Annotated in this window: 10 protein-coding genes; 4 read left to right on the top strand and 6 right to left on the bottom strand. The window is 37.6% G+C overall.

The features are described 5' to 3' along the window. The 3 genes from AC07YC_RS19640 to AC07YC_RS19630 all read left to right on the top strand — a co-directional run. Positions 1-3,270, top strand: a 3,270-nt coding sequence (locus AC07YC_RS19640; protein ID WP_494920211.1) for an InlB B-repeat-containing protein, incomplete at its 5' end; no start/stop codon positions are given. Positions 3,271-3,588: 318 nt separating this feature from the next. After that, the gene (locus tag AC07YC_RS19635) at positions 3,589-5,298 is read left to right on the top strand and encodes an RTX toxin (protein ID WP_494920210.1); all 1,710 of its coding nucleotides are present in this window, start codon (positions 3,589-3,591) and stop codon (positions 5,296-5,298) included. Positions 5,299-5,354: 56 nt separating this feature from the next. Beyond that, the gene (locus tag AC07YC_RS19630; RefSeq protein ID WP_494920209.1) at positions 5,355-7,793 is read left to right on the top strand and encodes an S-layer homology domain-containing protein; all 2,439 of its coding nucleotides are present in this window, start codon (positions 5,355-5,357) and stop codon (positions 7,791-7,793) included. Positions 7,794-7,840: 47 nt separating this feature from the next. Here AC07YC_RS19630 and AC07YC_RS19625 read toward each other — a convergent pair whose 3' ends face one another. From AC07YC_RS19625 to AC07YC_RS19615, 3 genes are read right to left on the bottom strand one after another with little or no spacing between them, the layout of a single operon-like run. Continuing rightward, entirely contained in the window at positions 7,841-8,545 is a 705-nt protein-coding gene (locus AC07YC_RS19625; RefSeq protein ID WP_494920208.1) for a response regulator, read from the bottom strand. Between the two features lie 4 nt (positions 8,546-8,549). Next, complete coding sequence (locus AC07YC_RS19620; protein ID WP_494920207.1) at positions 8,550-9,074, bottom strand: sensor histidine kinase; 525 nt, start codon at positions 9,072-9,074, stop codon at positions 8,550-8,552. 37 nt (positions 9,075-9,111) lie between these two features. Continuing rightward, entirely contained in the window at positions 9,112-10,524 is a 1,413-nt protein-coding gene (locus tag AC07YC_RS19615; protein WP_494920206.1) for a 7TM diverse intracellular signaling domain-containing protein, read from the bottom strand. Between the two features lie 278 nt (positions 10,525-10,802). Between AC07YC_RS19615 and AC07YC_RS19610 the strand changes: the two genes are divergently transcribed. Beyond that, positions 10,803-11,618 (top strand): metallophosphoesterase, encoded by an 816-nt coding sequence (locus AC07YC_RS19610; RefSeq protein WP_036122198.1) that lies wholly within the window; start codon positions 10,803-10,805, stop codon positions 11,616-11,618. A 14-nt stretch (positions 11,619-11,632) separates the two neighbouring features. On the opposite strand, the gene tatC is transcribed toward AC07YC_RS19610, so the two are convergent. From tatC to AC07YC_RS19595, 3 genes are read right to left on the bottom strand one after another with little or no spacing between them, the layout of a single operon-like run. Further along, entirely contained in the window at positions 11,633-12,478 is an 846-nt protein-coding gene (tatC, locus tag AC07YC_RS19605; protein ID WP_494920205.1) for a twin-arginine translocase subunit TatC, read from the bottom strand. 11 nt (positions 12,479-12,489) lie between these two features. Continuing rightward, positions 12,490-12,693: a twin-arginine translocase TatA/TatE family subunit gene (gene tatA / locus AC07YC_RS19600; RefSeq protein WP_036122204.1), complete on the bottom strand. Its 204-nt coding sequence runs from the start codon at positions 12,691-12,693 to the stop codon at positions 12,490-12,492. A gap of 28 nt (positions 12,694-12,721) precedes the next feature. After that, complete coding sequence (locus tag AC07YC_RS19595) at positions 12,722-14,434, bottom strand: GMC family oxidoreductase (protein ID WP_324729674.1); 1,713 nt, start codon at positions 14,432-14,434, stop codon at positions 12,722-12,724. Between the last annotated feature and the right edge of the window lie 10 nt (positions 14,435-14,444).

Genomic DNA, 14,444 nt, shown 5'->3' with positions numbered 1-14,444 from the left:
GAAGTGGACGGAGGAAGTGCAGTATCCAATCAATACGTAGTGCACGGTGGAAAGGCGAGTGCGCCAACCCCAGCACCAACAAAAGCAGGCTACACATTTGAAGGTTGGTATACAGACGTAACTCATACAGATATCTATGATTTCAACAAAGAAATTACAGCCAATATGACAATTTATGCGAAGTGGAAACCACTGAAATATACGGTTAGTTTTGAAGTGGATGGAGGAAGTACAGTATCCAATCAATCCGTAGCCCATGGTGAAAAGGCAAGTGAACCAACCCCAGCACCAACAAAAGCAGGCTATACATTTGAAGGCTGGTATAAAGATGTTGGTCGCACACAACTCTATGATTTTACTAATGTCATTACAGAAAACACAACAATTTACGCCAAGTGGAACGCACAGACATATACCGTGAGTTTTAATACGGATGGGGGAAGTGCAGTATCCGACCAATCCTTACCCTATGGTGAAAAAGCGAGTGCGCCAACCCCAGCACCGACAAAAGCGGGTTACACATTTGAAGGCTGGTATACAGACGTAACGCATACAGATATCTATGATTTCAACAAAGAAATTACAGCCAATACGACAATTTATGCGAAATGGGAACCACTGAAATATACGGTTAGTTTTGAAGTGGATGGAGGAAGTACAGTATCCAATCAATCCGTAGCCCATGGTGAAAAGGCAAGTGAACCAACCCCAGCGCCAACAAAAGCAGGCTATACATTTGAAGGCTGGTATAAAGATGTTGGTCGCACACAAGTCTATGATTTTACTAATGTCATTACAGAAAACACAACAATTTACGCCAAGTGGAACGCACAGACATATACCGTGAGTTTTAATACGGATGGGGGAAGTGCAGTATCCGACCAATCCTTAGCCTATGGTGAAAAAGCGAGTGCGCCAACCCCAGCACCGACAAAAGCGGGTTACACATTTGAAGGCTGGTATACAGACGTAACGCATACAGATATCTATGATTTCAACAAAGAAATTACAGCTAATACAACAATTTATGCGAAGTGGGAACCACTGAAATATACGGTTAGTTTTGAAGTGGATGGAGGAAGTGCTATATCCCATCAATCCGTAGCCCACGGTGGAAAGGCAACGATGCCGCAGGTAGAGCCAACGAAAGCAGGCTACACATTTGGAGGCTGGTATACAGATGCTGGTCATACACAAGCCTATGATTTTACTAATGTTATTACAGAAAACACGACAATTTACGCCAAGTGGAAAGCACAGACGTATACCGTGAGTTTTAACACGGATGGAGGAAGTACAGTATCCGATCAATCCGTAGCACACGGTGGAAATGCAACGATGCCAGAGATAGAGCCAACGAAAGCAGGCTATACATTTGGAGGCTGGTATACAGACGCTGGTCGCACACAAGCCTATGATTTTAATAGTGTTATCACTGAGGCTACGACAATTTATGCCAAGTGGAAAGCACAGACGTATACCGTGAGTTTTAACACGGATGGAGGAAGTACGGTATCCAATCAATCCGTAGCGCACGGTGGAAAAGCAACGATGCCGCAGGTAGAGCCAACGAAAGCAGGCTATACATTTGAAGGCTGGTATACAGAGGCTGGTCATACACAAGCCTATGATTTTACTAATGTTATTACAGAAAACACGACAATTTACGCCAAGTGGAAAGCGCAGACGTATACCGTGAGTTTTGAAGTGGACGGAGGAAGTGCAGTATCCAATCAATCCGTAGCCCACGGAGAAAAAGCAAGCGAACCAAATCCAGCACCGACGAAAGCAGGCTACACATTTGGAGGTTGGTACTCAAGCAATACACTGGAAAAACTATTTAACTTCGAAAGTAGTTTTATTACAAGAAACATGACTATTTACGCCAAGTGGATCAGTAATGTATCACCACCTACCAGCAATAATAGTAGTAGTACAAGTGGTAGCTCTACTCCTACAACAAACACAGAACGTATTGTTGTAGAGGTTGAAGGAGAAGGTGGTATAAATTTATCTAAAACACCGATTACTCGTACAACGATGCCAGATGGAGTTATAAAGGATCATGTTTCCATGTCAGAGGATATTGCTAAGGAAACAATAGAAAAAGCGAAACAATTGCGTAATGATATTGCTCGGATTATTATTCCTGATACAAATGATAAAGTTAGTGAAATTGTCATTGAGATTCCCAAATCTTCAATAGCGCAATTAAGTTCTGGAAATATAAAGTTAGAAATGGCTACTGCGAATGTAATGATTTCTATTCCAAATTTATCGAACTTTTATGATGATTTATATTTTCGCTTAGTTCCTATTAAGTCATCGGAACTGCAACATCGAGTGGAAGAAAGAATAGTAGAAGAAGATATAATTAGGAATTCCATACAAAGTAAAAAAGTGCATTTAATTGGTCGTCCAATGACAATTGAAACGAATATGCAAAATCGCCCAGTAACATTAACCTTACCTTTACCTAAAGATTTATCCGAAGAACAGCTTAATAACCTAGCTATCTATATCGAGCATAGCGATGGCACAAAAGAGGTAGTGCGTGGGAAAGTCGTAGATTATCAAAAAGATATGCAAGGTTTGCAATTTGAAGTTCAGAAATTCTCTACCTTCTCTATGCTCTATTTGCCTGAAGATGTGGAGGAACCAACAACACATATAGCCTATATTCGTGGCAATGCAGATGGGACATTCAGACCGAATGCTTTTGTAACTCGCGCTCAAATGGCAACTATGTTTGCTAGACAATTAACGGTTAATGCAATTCCTACGACGAAGGCAACATTTACAGATACTGTTCAGCATGATGCCAAAGATGCAATCGAATTTGTGAAGCATACAGGTTTATTTAACGGTGTTACGGAGGCGAGCTTTCAACCAAATGGTTTCATTTCACGTGCCCAAATGGCTGTAGTAGCGGCTCGTTGGATAGAAAAGCATTGCGTAAACAAGCCAAACGCAGATTTTTGTAAACCAACTTCACAAAGTAACGTTTTCACAGATGTTAGTAATCATCATTGGGCTGTTCAAGCCATTCATACTGTTAATGCGAGGGGGATTATGACTGGTACAACAGCAGACACATTTGACCCCGAGGGTTATTTAACACGGGCGCAAGCAGTGAAAATACTTAATCACTTATTTGAGCGTCAAGTAACGACAGAACATCAAATTCCAATATTTAAGGATGTTCCAAGTAATCATTGGGCATTTAAGGAGATTCAGGAAGCGGCAGTCAAGCATAGTCATAGTAAATAACGAAAATTAGAAATGTGTGTACTTTAGCCAATGAAAACCCGAACAATTTTACAAAACTCTCAGGCTGAGTTTTGTAATAGTTTGGGTTTTCTTTTTGTTACTGCATAAAAATCCGACCTGATAATCGATAGAAAAGAATGCAAAATTGTCTTTGAGATATCAAATAAAGGTTAAGAAAAATTAACTTTTGTCATTATAATATTCTATAGTTAGGATTTTAGTACTGATATATAATAAAAAATGAGTTAAAAGTCATGATAAAGGAGAGGCTTTGTAAACTTTTGTATTTACATAATTTCAAAAATAGGAGGGGTCACTTTGTATCGAAAAAGACAATGTCTTGTGATAGCCATTTTACTAATTTTAATCTGTAGTTTTTGTTTTCAAGAAAAAGTAGCCTATGCAGCACCTGTTAATCGACCACCGATCGTTGTAGCTTCTGAAATAATTCCAAAGCAATCCATGACACTTGGTCAAGAGAAAATTGTCATTGATTTAAGTAATTTATTTTATGATGCCGATAATGATCCTTTAATCCTTAAAGCTATTACAGAAACTGTGGGCATTGTTACAACCGAGGTAAATTCAAATGTATTAACACTTGAGGCGCTATCCCCTGGAAAGACAAAAATAAAGATTAGTGCTGATGATAGAAAGCTAGGGAGAGCAAGCAGTAGTTTTGAAATAGAAGTTTTACCTAAGTCAAATAATATACCGATAGTTACGCAATTAATAAATGATCAAACTGGGCATCTTGGTGATCCGCCAATTCTGATTGACGCGAGTAATGTATTTACGGATGAAGATAATGATCCTTTAACATTGTCAGTAAGCTCCCATGATGAATCTGTTGCTACAGCGCAATTGAATTCTCAAATGATAAGTATCGAACTGGTAGGCATAGGTCAGAGTGTCATTTCAGTACAAGCGGATGATGGTAACGGAGGGAGCGAAACGACAACATTTGCGGTTACCGTAACGAATCCACCAAACCAACCTCCTGTAGTTGCGCAACCTATAAGTAACCAACTAGGTATTGTGGATGATGTAATCACAATAGATGGAAGTGATATATTTTCAGATGCAGACAATGATGTTCTCACAGTAAACGTTTCTTCCAGTGATGAATCCATTGCTACTGTTCAAATAAATGCCCAAACCATTACTGTTCTGCCGATTGCTGCCGGCGTAAGTACAATTACAGTCCAAGCGGATGATGGAAAAGGGGGGCAAGTATCTACAAGCTTTTTAGTTACTGTAACAACTCCTACTGTAAATCATTCCCCAAAAGTTGCTAAAACCATTAGTAATCAGAGAGCAACAATGGGAGGTGATAGTTGGAATGTCTTAGTGGATGATATATTTTCAGATGATGATAACGACCCATTAACCTTGACTGTAAGCTCAAGTAATAGTGGAGTGGTAACTGCTAGTCTGAATGGCACGTCACTTAAAATTACTCAACATTCATTGGGGACAAGCATTATAACTATTACAGCAGATGACGGAAAGGGAGGACAAGTATCTACAAGCTTTATAGCCAGTGTAGATGCCCCAGGACTTTTTATATCAGACTTTGTGCAAAACGGAGAATATAACGATGTCCTAGAAATATATAATGCAACAATTGTTCCACTATCAAATTATAAAGTAGAAATACAGCAGTATAACTTAATTTTTAAACAACATACGGTCCAAACGCTAAATATACCTTTAATACATCCAAATACTAATTTTGTAGTTATCCATTCTTATTTTTATGATTTTTTTGATATGACCATTTCGTCATATTTCAATGAGGAATTTGTTTTTAGAGATGCAACTAAAATAACAGTGTCCATTACGTTAAAAGACAGTAATGGCAATGTTATAGATATGTTAGGAGCAAGGGATTCGAGCGACTCTATATTGCAAAGTAGCGGTGGTTATATAAGAGATAAAAGGCTACAATCAGGTACTTCGAATTTTAATCATTCAGAGTGGCTATTATTGCCTAAAGATGACTATTCTACAATCGGGCGCTATTAAAACTTGATTCTAAAGAAGAGAGGGTGATTGTTATTCGAAACTCTAAAAGAAAAGTAATGAATGTAATACTGCTAACTATTTTAGTAATTTATATGATACCTATATCTCCTGTAGCAGCAAAAAGTGATGATTATTCATTTAATGCAGCAACTAATAGCGAAGAAATGAAATTGGCCATGACTACGGATTGGCAAGCATTACATTACTCTGCTAAAGGAAATGAATTATTTCAAAATTTTAAATTAGCCGATCAAAATTATTTGGCAAATAAATTACTAGTCGAACGTCCACAGACAGGGTATCAATCTACAAATATATTGCGACAAGTTTATTTAAATGCAGTTAATGATCGATCCTACCTTATAAATGTTAATAATGCGACAGATGAACTTACACTTTGGACCATTTTTATGGATGATGATCATTTAAATTATAGTCAGTTTAATCTCCTTACGATTGAAGATCAAGATAGTGTCTGCCAGCAAATTATGATGGCACGTCCTAATCAAGGTTATGCTGCAATAGAAACTTTACAATCTGTGTTAGATAGTAAAGTTAATAGTATTTTAAAACAAAAAGTACAACTTGATAAAGATGCACTTACTATTGTTTATTCTCAAGATGATTCTTCAGAAAATGTAACTAAAAATCTTGTTCTACCGATTATTGGAGAAAACGGTGCGACAATTACGTGGGTATCTGACAAGCCCGAAGTAGTGAAAGATAATGGTACCGTTATACGTCCATCTGCAAACAAAGGAAATCAAATGGTTACATTGACTGCTAAAATTACTATAGGTGAATATGTGGAAACTAAAGTTTTCTCTATTCATGTTAAAGCATTTTCTCCTAATCAAAATGCATTTTTAAAGGAGTTAACAATTTCTTCGGGTACGTTAAATACACCATTTAACAAAAATACAATGTCTTATACAACCCATGTTCCAAGTACAGTAGATCGTATATATGTAAAACCAATAGCTGAGGATGAAAAAGCTATAGTAACAATAAATGGTAAGGCAACTACCGAAGCAATAAAGCTTGTAACAGGTGTGAATACAATAAAGATTTTTGTAACTGCTGAAGATGGTAGTCAAAGGGAATATACAATTTTAGTTACGAGAGAAAATGTCCCAAGTAATAGTAAGGATACAACCTCCTCTGAATATACAGAAACCCCTTCTCCAGAAATTCTTACTATAAATATAGAATCTAGTAGTGGAGAAACCGTTTCTAAAACAACTATTAAACGATTAAAAGATACAGATGGATCAATGAGAGATGAAGTAATTTTAACCGAAGAGAATATGTCGGAAGCTATTACTAAACTAAAAAAGGAAGGTTCAGATCAAGCACGTATCGTAATTCCAGATTCACAGGATAGAGTAAAACAAATTGATATATCCATGCCTACTAATATTGTTACTCTGTTAAAAAACAATCAATTGAATGTAAATATCTCGGCCTACAATGTGAAAATCGATGTATCTAAAGATTCATTGGCGACATTTGATGACAATTTATATTTCCGACTAATCCCGTTAAGTGAGGAAAACGACCGATTAACAATCGAAGAGCGGGTGAAACGTGAATTCATAGATCGAGAGATAACGGGTAGTTCAGTTAGTAAGATAATTGGGCAGCCGATGAAAATCGAGACGAATATGCAAAATCGCCCAGTAACATTAACCTTACCTTTACCTAAAGATTTATCCGAAGAACAGCTTAATAACCTAGCTATCTATATCGACCATAGCGATGGTACCAAAGAATTTTTACGTGGGAAAGTTATAGATTATCAAAAAGATATGCTAGGCTTACAATTTGAGGTTCAAAAATTCTCTACCTTTTCCATTCTTTATTTGCCAAAAGATGTAGATGTGGAGGAGCCTGCGACTGACATTACACATACAGCGTATATTCAAGGCTATGTAGATGGTACCTTCCGTCCCAATGCCCCTGTTACACGAGCACAAATGGCCATAATGTTTGCTCGTCAATTAACAGGTAATGCAATTCCGCAAGCGAAGGCAACCTATACAGATACAATACACCATGATGCCAAAGATGCAATTGAATTTGTGAAACATACAGGTTTATTTAACGGTGTTACGGAGGCAAGCTTTCAACCAAATGGTTTCATTTCACGTGCCCAAATGGCTGTAGTAGCGGCTCGTTGGATAGAAAAGCATTGCGTGAACAATCCAATCGCAGATTTTTGTAAACCAACTTCACAGAGTAACGTTTTCAAGGATGTTAGTAATCATCATTGGGCTGTTCAAGCTATTTATACTGTTAATGCGAGGGGGATTATGACTGGTACAACGGTAGACACATTTGACCCCGAGGGTTATTTAACACGGGCGCAAGCAGTGAAGATACTTAACCACTTATATGAGCGTCCAGTAACAACGGAACATCAAAAGCCAATATTTAAGGATGTCCCAAGTGATCATTGGGCATTTTATGACATTCAAGAAGCGGCAAAAAAATAAAACGAGGCACGACGATTGCATTAACTAATCGTCGTGCCTTTTTGTCTTTATGTAAAGAGGAATTGATAACCAGAACCTCGTACCGTTACAATGTTAGCTTGATGGCCAGGGATGGACTCCAGCTTTTTTCGTAAGTTGCTTATGTGAACTTTTAATGCCTGTGTTTGTCCTAAACTATCTTCTGCCCAAATGAGTTTATACAGGTCAGATGGATGGAAAATTTGCCCTGGTCGCTGTGCTAGAAAGTATAGAATATGAAACTCTTTAGTGGATAAGGTTAAAGCCACTCCATCGATGTACATCTTTCCTGAGTGTAGGTGGAAGTGGAAATTTCCGATGACTTGAACATCTTCATTTCGTATACTTCCATCTGATAGTTGCTGAACTTTCCCCCTTCGTATGGAAATCCTTTCTATTGTTTTCATTAAACGGGCTTTTTCAATAGGCTTTAAAATATAGTCAATAGCCTGAACAGAAAACGCCTCAATCGCATAATGCTCGTAGGCTGTCACAAACACGATGTCCAGAACATGCGTTAATTCTTCTATCTTACTAGCCAAATCAATACCACTCATCTCAGCCATTTCAATATCTAGAAAAAGAATATCAGGTTTGAGCGTAGGAATGTTGGCGATAGCTTCTAAAGGATTGAGAAATTTTCCAATTACATCAATTGCTCCATTGTCCTTTAACATAGCTTCTAATAAATTGATTGCTAAAATTTCATCGTCCACAATGATTGCTTTTAACATTCTTTCACCTCTTTTCATCCAAAAATAGTGGGAATCTTAATTTTACAGTCGTTCCTTTACTGACAATACTTTCGATATGGAAAGTGGTATTTTCATATTTTCTTAAACGTTTGGTAATATTGCGGATTCCGACGCTCTGGTGAACGGAGGGCTCCTCCGATAAAATTTTTTCAACTAAATCTTGTGTCATTCCGTTACCGTTATCCTCAATTTGAATATCAATCATTTGTTGATCTTTCTTAATAGTCATTATTACTTTTCCGTTTGCTCGCTTATTTTTTAAACCGTGAAAAAGGGCGTTTTCTACTAACGGTTGAAGTAGCAGAGGGGGAATCAGTATAGGTAATGGCTCCTCCATCTGGATTTCCCATTCAAGTTGATCAGGATATCTCGTCTGGTGAATATTGACGTAAGCTTGAATTAGCAGAAGCTCCTGTTCGAGAGGAATAAGGCTATTTGTATTCTCAAAAGCAAGGCTACTTCTTAAGAACGTAGCAAAATCAGTTATCATAATACGGGCCTTATCCAAGTCTAAATAGCTTAGCGATAAAATTGAATTTAAAACGTTATAAATAAAAAAATATAAGTGATATTTTTTCCTTTTGTTCCATCGTTAGTGTTGAGCTCTCAGGGGGCTCTAGCATGGACTGAGAAATGGCAATGACACCGTGTAATGGCGTACGAAACTCATGTGATGTTTTTGCGAGAAATTCATCCTTTAATTTATCCACGCGGAGTAAAGCATTTGTTAATCGTCCTTTTTCCAAGTAAGAATCTGTAAAACGATGCGAAATATAAAGAGAGAGCATCGTTAAGCAAATAAAGGGAAGCAAAGGAGGTAAAGAGTAGATTTCTAAATTAATATTGAGATTTAAAGTAGCTACAACCATATAGATAAGAATTGCCATAGTACTAATCCATAAATAAATAGCGCCTACTAAACGTTTAAAGATTGCGATCGTTTGAATATAAAGCAAGTAAAAGATATTGATTAAAATATAAATAGAATAGACGGCTTGTAAGTATGAGCTAATGGATATCGGGAGCATCACCGTAGCTGATAAGACAATGCCAATCATACAAAGTACTTTCACGAACTTTTTATAAGCAATTTGCTGGAGGGCATGGTAAAAGTACAGCAGCATGAAGATACCTGAGCCGATACTTGAAATGATTTGGACTCGTATCAGGGATTCATAGGTGATAGGGAGTAATTCCATTAATACTTTTTCTCCATGAGATATACTGTATAAACCAACCATAAAGCAGAATAAAGAAAAATAAAGCTGCTCAATTTCAAGCTTGGCATATAAGTAGGAACCAGCAAAATAAATAAACATAGTAAAAAAGGCAGCAATGGTAATTAAATCGTAGAAAAGCGAGCTTTCTCTTAACTTACCAATACTCTCTTGATCTCCGATAAAAACGGAACCAATAATTCCTCCGCCGGATGCATAATCAAAGTTAGCGACATGAATGATGATTTCCAGTTCATCCTTGTCAGGCGAAAAATAAGCAACATACGGTACGTTTTTTTGTACATATGTCGAATCCTCGGCAGGTTCACCACTTTGTCCAATACGTTTTTCATTTATGTAGATGGCATTCGACATTCGAATATTACCTGTTTTTATGCCTAATATAGCATCCGTATGATTAGTAAGAACTTTTAAACGATAGGTACCGCTACCAAGTGAAGTGAAAGTTTGATCATCCAGCTTATACCTAGACCATAGTGAAGGGACATTGACTAAATAAGAATGATAGGTGTCGAATTCTGAATAATTCAATAATTTATCGGGAATGAAATCCCATTCTCCATCCAAACTTACAGTGTTTTCGTGCAAGTCATACTGCCTAAGATCGATTACTCCTGCAACAGCTTTAGGCGCATTTGGGCTTTCATTATTAAGTAATTGAGTTGTTAACCCGATCACTACAATACTAATAACAATAAAAATAAGTAATAGCTTTCTCATCTTTGTTCTCTCATTCTTGTCAAATTGGAAGGTACAGATAGTTGAAATTTTTGAATGTACATAATTATGAAATTATACCCATATTATATCATGTGAAAGCTGACTACGAATAGATTAAATGCGCATGATTTCCTATAAAGGGGGGAGGGGTATAGTTGAATTTTGTGCATTTTATGTAATTAAAGTGCATATACTTACAATCAATTTGTTTTTTGCTTATAATAGGGAAGTCAGAATTTTTTTCTGAAAAAAAGTAGCCGCAAAGTGAGCGATTGCGATTGAAAAAATTATTATATGGTGTTTTTTTCGTTGTTTTTATAGTCATTTTTTTGTACGTAAACAATCACTGGCTAGTCGTTAGTAAGCATGTATTCGAATCAGAAAAGGTACCGGCCAGCTTTGATGGGCTACGCATTGTACAAGTATCGGATTTACATGATGCCCTCTTTGGTAACAATCAGCAAAAACTGATTGCTAAAGTTAAGGAAACAAATCCTGACTATATTTTTATCACAGGTGATGTGATTGATAGCAATCGCTATGATTTAAAACAAAGTCTACAGGCAGTGAAGGGACTAGTTGAAATAACGGATGTTTATTATGTACTAGGGAACCATGAAGTGGCGACCAATAAGGTAAGTGAAATTTATGAGGCGCTATCATCGTTAGGAGTACATATAATGGCCAATGAATCGACCGTGTTAGAGCGCGACGGGGAGCGCTTGGCGATTGTTGGAATTGAAGATCCGTTAATGGGTAGATCAACAGAAGAAATGTTGGAGTTGGCTACAGCTTATTTACCAGATGATATGTTTAAGATGTTACTGGCACATCGACCTGAAGTGTTTAATACGTATGTAAATGATGGCATAGACTTAGTATTTTCTGGGCATGCACATGGTGGGCAAGTTCGTATTCCTGGTCTTGGAGGACTTGTTGCACCTGGACAGGGGCTATTTCCAAAATATACGGCTGGTGTCTATGATGAAGGAACGACTAAGATGGTGGTTAGTCGTGGTCTGGGCAATAGCTCGGTACCATACCGCATTTTTAATCTACCAGAAATTATTGTCATGGATTTAAAGAAAAAATAAGCACTGCGTAAAATCTACGCAGTGCTTTCAATTTGTTTTCGTTCTATGCGTTTGACAAGATAGATACTTATTTCATACAAAATAATCATAGGTATTAATACGAGGAGTTGACTAATAAAATCGGGCGGTGTTATGACTGCGGAGCCTACACCCATTCCGATATATGACCAGCCTCGTATTTTTTTCATGGATTCAGCAGTCAGTACCCCAATAGCTGATAAAAACAGGGCAACGATGGGTAATTCGAATAATAGTCCAAGTGGTACTGTAGTCATAATTAAAAAATGCATATATTCACTAGCGGATACCATGACATCAAAATTGGTAGCACCTATGCCGACTAAAAATGAGTAGCTTAGAGGGTTTACAACAAAATAGCCAAAAGCGATTCCCAATAAGAACAGTGCCAGCATAACGGGTGCATAGAGTCCTAAAAATCGACTTTCCGCTTCTTTTAGACCTGGTTTTACAAAACTCCACAGAAAATGAACAAGAAATGGCATAGCAAGACCAAATGATAAGGTAGTTGAAATGGTCATATAAAATTTAACGACCTCAAGCGGTCCTAAAATAATGAGAGAATGACCACGAGTTACAAAGGGGAACCATATATTAATAGTAGAAAAAACAACAATAAAAAATAAGATAAAAACCGTTAGCCCTTTTATTATTTGTTTACGAAGTTCTGAAAGATGTTCCAATAACGAGTTAATTGGTATAAGAGGTTCATCTGCTATATGCTGCTCTTCCATTTTTTTCGCTTGTATTTCAACTAAAGCCTCCATAGGTAACGGAGGCTCAGCTTGTGGTTTATCAAGAGGGCTTAAAAACTTTCTTTTTCCATCCTCATAAGGATCCATAGGAAACCCTCCTACGAAGCATCAGATTTTTTTTCGACCTTTTTCACCGAATCATCATCATCGTCTATAAGTCCCTTAGTGGACTTTTTAAATTCTGCAAACGTTTTTCCAACTGCTCCACCGATTTCTGGTAACTTTTTTGGGCCAAATACAATTAATACAATAACTAAAATAATAATTAACCCAGGTACACCAATTGCTCCTAGACCTCCCATAAGTCTTGCCTCCTTTAGAATGATTTTTTTATACTAAAGAACCACCTGATTGACTATACTTTATGACACCTTCTGCACAACGGTAGGCTAGTGCTCCCAACGTTCCAGTTGGATTGTAGCCGCTATTATGTGCAAAGTTTCCAGCGCTTACAGCAAAGAGATTATTAACATCCCAGTGCTGCAAGTAATTATTCACGACACCTTGCTCTGGCGTTAAACTCATAACAGTCCCACCTGTGTTATGCGTTGTTTGGTAAGGCACGATATTATAATCGGTAATTTCAGCATTTGGGACAATTGTTTTTGCGCCCATTTGCTTCATAAGATCTGCTGCACGCGCTGAGATAAATTTATGAAGCGCACGATCCTGATCCGTGAAGTTGTACGTTAGTTGCATTAATGGAAGCCCATATGCATCCTTGTAGGTTGGATCTAATGTTAAATAATTTTGCTTATGTGGCATGGATGCACCTTGCGCTCCAATCCCGAATGAACGTGTATAGTAATGAATAGATTGCTTTTTAAATTCTGGTCCCCATGTAGGTGTATCAGGAGGAGTTGGATTTGACCCAATTGGTCGGGTCCCTGTTTGTGTAAGAGCGATGTTTCCACCATGAATAAAATCTAATTCACTATGGTCAAAATTGTCGCCATTATAGTCGTCTACACACATTCCTAAAGAGCCTGCCCCCATAAATGTGTTATATTGTTCGTCAAAGAAACCAGCAGCCCCAGGTAAGATTTGATAGCAATAATTTCGCCCAAGTGTCCCTTTACCAGTAGTAGGATCATATCTTTCGCCTATGTCAGAGACCATTAATAACTTGGCATTGTTAAAGACGTAACTCGTTAAAACGACAGCGTTGGCAGGCTGAATAAATTCTTCACCTGATACGGTATCGATATATCTTACACCCGTCACCTTATTGCCTTGTTTTAAAATTTCAACAACATTGGAATTGTAGCGTAAATCAAAATTACCTGTTTTTAATGCAGTAGGGACAACTGTAATTTCTGCAGAGGATTTTGCGCCATATTCACAACCAAAACGTTCGCAGAAGCCACAATATTGGCAAGCATTAATGGTTTCACCATCTGGGTTTTTATAAACCTCAGAGACGTTTGCTGATGGCACCATATAAGGTGTTAGCTTTAAGTCCTGTGCCGCCTTTTCAAATTGCATAAGCATCGGCGTTTTTTTCATAGGTCCGGTTGGATAAGGGTTTGAACGTTTTCCGCTAAATGTATTTTTATCATCTCCAGAAATACCCGCTGTTTTTTCAAACTTGTCCATATAAGGCTCAAGTTGATCGTATGTTAATCCCCAATCCTGAATGAGATAATCTGGCCCAAGTTTATTTGGCCCATAACGTTTATCGGTTAGCGTTTTTATTTGGAAATCATAGGGTAAAAACCGATACGTCATGCCGTTCCAATGTGTTCCTGATCCTCCTAGCCCTTCCCCGAGTAAGAAGGAACCTAACTGGCGCATCGGTAATGCCTTCATATTACGATCATTGCGAAAAGTAACCGTTTCTTTGGATAGATTTTGCATTAAATCATAACGAATGGCATAACGGTATTCATCATGAACGTTTAAATAATCTTCAGTACCACGCTTTTGCCCTCGCTCTAAACCAACTACCTTTAAACCGGCTTTTGCACATTCAGCAGCAACGATACCGCCTGTCCACCCTACACCAACTGTTACAACATCTACACTTGGTAATGTTTTGGCCATGTTTTAACCC

It is taken from the genome of Lysinibacillus sp. GW247-5R2A (genome assembly GCF_059424475.1).
The sequence above is the reverse complement of the archived record's forward strand: the minus strand, read 5'-3'. Positions and strand labels throughout refer to the sequence as shown.

Bases quoted from the DNA above. Each gene is read 5' to 3' on its own strand.
- AC07YC_RS19630 (WP_494920209.1), top strand. From the start codon at position 5,355: ATGAATGTAATACTGCTAACTATTTTAGTAATTTATATGATACCTATA.
- AC07YC_RS19625 (WP_494920208.1), bottom strand. From the start codon at position 8,545: ATGTTAAAAGCAATCATTGTGGACGATGAAATTTTAGCAATCAATTTA.
- AC07YC_RS19615 (WP_494920206.1), bottom strand. From the start codon at position 10,524: ATGAGAAAGCTATTACTTATTTTTATTGTTATTAGTATTGTAGTGATC.
- tatC (WP_494920205.1), bottom strand. From the start codon at position 12,478: ATGGATCCTTATGAGGATGGAAAAAGAAAGTTTTTAAGCCCTCTTGAT.
- tatA (WP_036122204.1), bottom strand. From the start codon at position 12,693: ATGGGAGGTCTAGGAGCAATTGGTGTACCTGGGTTAATTATTATTTTA.
- AC07YC_RS19595 (WP_324729674.1), bottom strand. From the start codon at position 14,434: ATGGCCAAAACATTACCAAGTGTAGATGTTGTAACAGTTGGTGTAGGG.